1 protein-coding gene is annotated in these 5,361 nt (G+C 74.9%); it reads left to right on the forward strand.

What is annotated here, in order from left to right; translation table 11 throughout:
• Positions 1-5,361 (forward strand): SDR family NAD(P)-dependent oxidoreductase (locus tag ACFZCP_RS45695; protein WP_391443165.1); only part of this gene is annotated, 5,361 nt, incomplete at both ends.

The following is a 5,361-nucleotide window of genomic DNA, read 5'->3' on the forward strand; positions in this document are numbered from 1 at the left end:
CCGATGTGGACGCGGTGGAGGCGCACGGCACGGGAACCCCGCTGGGCGACCCGATCGAGGCGCAGGCCCTGCTCGCCACCTACGGCCAGGACCGGGGCGAACAGGGGCCGTTGTGGCTGGGGTCGGTGAAGTCCAACCTCGGACACACCCAGGCGGCGGCCGGTGTCGCGGGTGTCATCAAGATGGTGCTGGCGCTGCAGCACCAGCAGCTGCCGCGCACGCTCCACGCCGACGAACCCTCGCCCCACATCGACTGGTCGGCCGGCGAGGTACGGCTGCTCAACGAGGCGGTGTCCTGGCCCGCGGGGGAACGCCCCCGCCGTGCCGGTGTGTCCTCCTTCGGAGTCAGCGGCACCAACGCGCACGTCATCGTGGAAGAAGCCCTGGCCGAGGACCCCCCACCGGAGCAGACGGCGGACGAGCCCGCCGACGCGAGCGCCCAGAAGACCGAGCCGGCCGACAGGCCCGCGGTGATCGACACCGCGGGAACCGGTGTGTGGGTGGTGTCGGGCCGGTCGGCGGAGGGCCTGGCCGCGCAGGCGGCGCGGCTGCGGGAGTGGGTCACGGCCCGCCCGGAGCTGGAACCCGCGGACGTGGGCCGTTCGCTGGTGGCGACGCGGTCGGTGTTCGAACACCGGGCCGTGGTGCGGGGCAGCGGCCGGGAGGAACTGGTGGCGGGCCTGGAGAGCCTGGCCGAGGGAGCTTCCGCCGGTGCGGTGGTGTCAGGGGTCGCACTGCGGGCTGCGCGGGTGGGTCTGGTCTTCGCGGGTCAGGGTTCGCAGTGGGTGGGGATGGGGCGGGGGCTGTACGGGGGCAGTCCGGTCTTCGCCGAGGTGTTCGACCGGGTGTGCGGGCTGCTGGAGTTGGAGTTGGGGGTGTCGGTCCGGGACGTGGTCCTGGGTGCGGACGGCGTCGATGAGGCTCTGGCCGATCAGACGCTGTACGCGCAGGCGGGTCTGTTCGCGTTCGAGGTCGCGCTGGCTGCGGTGTTGAGGGCGGCGGGTGTGGTGGCGGATGCGGTGGTGGGTCATTCGGTGGGTGAGGTGGCGGCCGCGTACGTGGCCGGGGTGCTGTCACTGGAGGACGCGTGCCGGCTGGTGGCGGCGCGGGCTCGTCTGATGCAGGGGCTGCCGGGTGGCGGGGCGATGGCGGCGGTGGGTGCGTCGGAGACGGAGGTTCTTGCCGGGCTGGAGCAGCTGTCGGGGGTGTCGGTCGCGGCGGTGAACGGTCCTGAGTCGGTGGTGGTCTCCGGCGAGTCCGATGCCGTGGAGCAGGTGGTGGAGTACTGGCGGGAGCGGGGTCGTCGGGTGCGGCGGCTGCGTGTGTCGCACGCGTTCCACTCGGCGGCGATGGATCGGGTCCTGGATGAACTGGGCGCGCTGGCTGGCGAGTTGGCGTACGAGCGGCCGCAGTTGCTGTGGGCGGGTGCGTTGACCGGGGAGGTGCTGACGGAGTGCGATCCCGGGTACTGGCCGGCGCAGACGCGTGGGGCGGTGCGGTTCGCCGATGCGGTAGCCGCTCTCGCCGCGCAGGGCGTCTCGGTGTTCCTGGAGGTCGGTCCCGACGGATCGCTGTCGTCGCTGGGCCCGGACGCCGTCGCGGCCGTCGGGGGCGAGGAGGGTGTGTTCGTTCCGCTCCAGCGGCGCAAGGAGGTGGACGGGCAGGGTGTGAAGGGCCTGCTGAACGGTGTGGCGCGGGCGTTCGTCCACGGCGCGACCGTCGACTGGAACGCACTGCTGCCGGCCGCGAACCGGGTCGAACTGCCCACCTACGCCTTCCAGCACCGGCGCTACTGGACACAGGCCGGCCAGGCCGCGTCGGTGCCGGCCGCACTCGGTGACGGCGCGGGCACACCGGCCGAGGCGCGACTGTGGGCGGCCATCGAGAACGGGGACCTGGCACAGATCGCCGACACCCTGGCGGTCGACAGCACCCGTCCGTTCAGCGAGATCCTGCCGGCGCTGGCCTCGTGGCGGCGCCGGGAGCGGGACCGCTCGGTCACCGCGAACTGGCGCTACCGCGTTACCTGGGCCCCGGTCGCCGAACCCGACCCGCGGGCACTGACCGGCGCCTGGCTCGTCGTGGCTCCGGCCGGGTCCGCCGACGACGAGACGGTGAGCGGATGCGTGGCGGCGTTGCGCGCCCGCGGCGCCGGGGTCGTCGTGGCCGAGGCCGGGGCCACGGGCGTGGAGCGCGCCGACGTGGCCGCGCTGCTCGGCCAGGCTCTGGAAGGCACCGAGCCGTCCGCCGTCTGCGGCGTGGTGTCGCTGCTCGCCCTGGACGCGACGCCGGTCGCCGAACACCCCGTGGTCACCGTCGGACTGGCGGCGACCCTGGGCCTGGTGCAGGCCCTCGGCGACACCGGGATCGACGCCCCCTTGTGGATCCTCACCCGCGGCGCGGTGGCCGCCGGGCCCAGCGAGGTGCTCGCCAGTCCGGTGCAGGCGCAGACCTGGGGCCTCGGCCGGGTCGTGGGAATGGAACACCCCGAACGTTGGGGCGGGTTGATCGACCTGCCCGCCGTCCTCGACGACCGGGCCGGCGCCCGGCTGACCGCGGTCCTGGCCGGGTGCGGCGAGGACCAGGCCGCGATCCGGTCGGCCGGAATCCTCGGCCGCCGCCTGACCCGGGCCGCGCAGCCCCGGGACACCGAAACGCCCTGGGCGCCGCGCGGCAGCGTGCTGATAACCGGCGGCACCGGCGCGATCGCCGGCCACGTCGCACGGTGGCTGACCGGACGCGGCGCACCGCGCCTGGTGCTCACCAGCCGCTCCGGGCCCGCAGCGGCCGGCGCCGCGGCCCTGGCCGCGGAACTCGCCGCCGCCGGATCCACGGTCGACATCGTCGCCTGCGACGTGAGCAGCCGCGCCGACCTGTCCGGCGTGCTCGCCCGGACCGCGGCCGAGGGCCCTGCCGTGTCCTCGGTGATGCACACCGCAGCCGTACTGGACGACGGCGTGGTGGACCGGCTGTCCGCCCCACGCCTGCAGACCGCGCTGTCGGCCAAGGCCATGGGCGCGGCCCTGCTCGACGAACTGACGTCCGGCCTGGACCTCGACGCCTTCGTGCTCTTCTCCTCCTCCGCGGCCACGCTGGGCGCCGCCGGCCAGGGCAACTACGCGGCGGCGAACGCCTTCCTCGACGCCGTGGCCGAGAACCGGCGCGCCCGTGGCCTGGCCGGTCTCGCCGTGGCCTGGGGAGCCTGGGCCGGCGGCGGTCTGGCCGGGTCGAGCGACGTCGTCCGGCACCGGACGGCCCAGGGGCCCATGCCGGCGATGGACCCGCAGCTCGCCCTGCGGGCGCTCGGCGAAGCCCTCGACGGCCCCGACCCGGTCGTGACCGTGATGGACGTCGACTGGCCGCAACTGGCGGCGGTGCCCGGCTCGGTCGACGTACGACAGATGCCCCTGGTCCGCGACCTGCCCGAGATCCGCCGACTGGCTGCCGCGAGCACCGGATCCGAGACCGTGGTGCGCGGTGACGGAGAACTGGCGCGACGGCTGGCCGGCCTCGGCCGGGCCGAGCAGGAGCGGGTGCTCGCCGACGTCGTGCGCGCCGAGGCGGCCGCGATCCTCGGCTACGCCTCCGCCGAGGCCGTCGAGGCCCAGCGCGCCTTCAGCGACCTGGGTTTCGACTCGCTGACCGCGGTCGAACTGCGCAACGGCCTGAACGCGGCGACCGGGCTGCGGCTGCCCTCCACCCTGATCTTCGACTACCCGACCCCGGTCGCGCTCGCCGCGCACCTGCGCACGGAACTCGCGGGGGAACTGCCCCAGGAGACCGCGGTGGTCACGGGCGCCCCGACGGCGGGCGCGGGCCCGGCCGACCCCGGCGAGCCGCTGGCGATCGTCGGCATGGCGTGCCGGTTCCCGGGCGGCGCGAGCAGCCCGGAGGCCTTCTGGAACCTGCTGGCCACCGGCGGCGACGCGGTCGGCGGCGTACCGCAGGACCGCGGCTGGGACCTGGAGAGCCTCTTCGACCCCGACCCCGACAACGACGGGACCTCCTACACCCAGCAGGGTGGCTTCCTCACCGGCGCGGGGGACTTCGACGCCGGATTCTTCGGGATCAGCCCACGCGAAGCCATGGCGACCGACCCGCAGCAGCGCCTTCTGCTGGAGGTCTCCTGGGAGGCCCTGGAGCGCGCCGGCATCGACCCGGTGTCCCTGCGCGGCAGCTCCACCGGCGTGTTCGCGGGCGGCTACGGCTCGGGCTACGGCATGGCCGTCGCGCTGACCGGCGACGGAGCGTCGGGACTCGAAGGCCACCTGATGACCGGCAACGCGACCAGCGTGCTGTCCGGCCGCGTCGCCTACGCCCTGGGCCTGGAGGGCCCGGCGGTGACCGTGGACACGGCATGCTCCTCCTCGCTGGTGGCACTGCACCTGGCGAGCCAGGCCGTGCGGTCCGGCGAGTGCTCGCTGGCGCTGGTCGGCGGTGTCACGATCATGGCGACGCCGTGGGAGATGGTGGGCTTCTCCCGGCAGCGCGGGCTCGCCCTGGACGGACGCTGCAAGGCGTTCTCCGCCGACGCCGACGGCATGGGCATGGGCGAGGGTGCCGGCATGGTCGTCGTGGAGCGCCTGTCGGACGCCCTGCGCAACGGCCACCAGGTGCTGGCGGTGGTCCGCGGCTCCGCGGTCAACCAGGACGGCGCCTCCAACGGCCTGACGGCGCCGAACGGCCCCGCGCAGCAGCGGGTGATCCGCGCCGCGCTGGCGAATGCCGGCATCGGCGCGGACCAGGTCGACGTCGTCGAGGCGCACGGCACCGGCACGACGCTCGGTGACCCGATCGAGGCGCAGGCCCTGCTCGCTACTTACGGCCGGGAGCGCGGCGGGCAGCCGCCGTTGTGGCTCGGCTCGGTGAAGTCGAACATCGGGCACACCCAGGCCGCGTCCGGTGTCGCCGGTGTGATCAAGATGGTGCTGGCGCTCCAGCACGGCGCGCTGCCGCAGACGCTGCACGCCGCCGAGCCGTCGCCGCACGTGGACTGGTCCGCGGGCGAGGTGGGACTGCTGACCGAGGCGGTGCCGTGGCCGGCCGGAGAGCGCGCACGCCGCGCGGGTGTGTCCTCGTTCGGGATCAGCGGCACCAACGCCCACGTCATTCTGGAGGAGGCCCCGGCCGAGGCCGGACCCGACGTCGAGGACGGTGCCGGCGAGGGAGTCGGGCCGGGCGTGGCGGCCGAGGCGCCCGTGGTGCCGGGTGCCGGGGCATGGCTGGTGTCGGGCCGCTCGCCCGAGGCCCTCACCGCACAGGCGGACCGGCTGCGCGAGTGGGTCACGGCCCGCCCGGAGCTGGAACCGGCCGACCTGGCCTGGTCGTTGACGACGACGCGGTCCGCCTTCGAGCACCGGG

It is taken from the genome of Streptomyces sp. NPDC007971, assembly GCF_042958635.1.
In the GTDB taxonomy this organism is placed as follows: domain Bacteria; phylum Actinomycetota; class Actinomycetes; order Streptomycetales; family Streptomycetaceae; genus Streptomyces.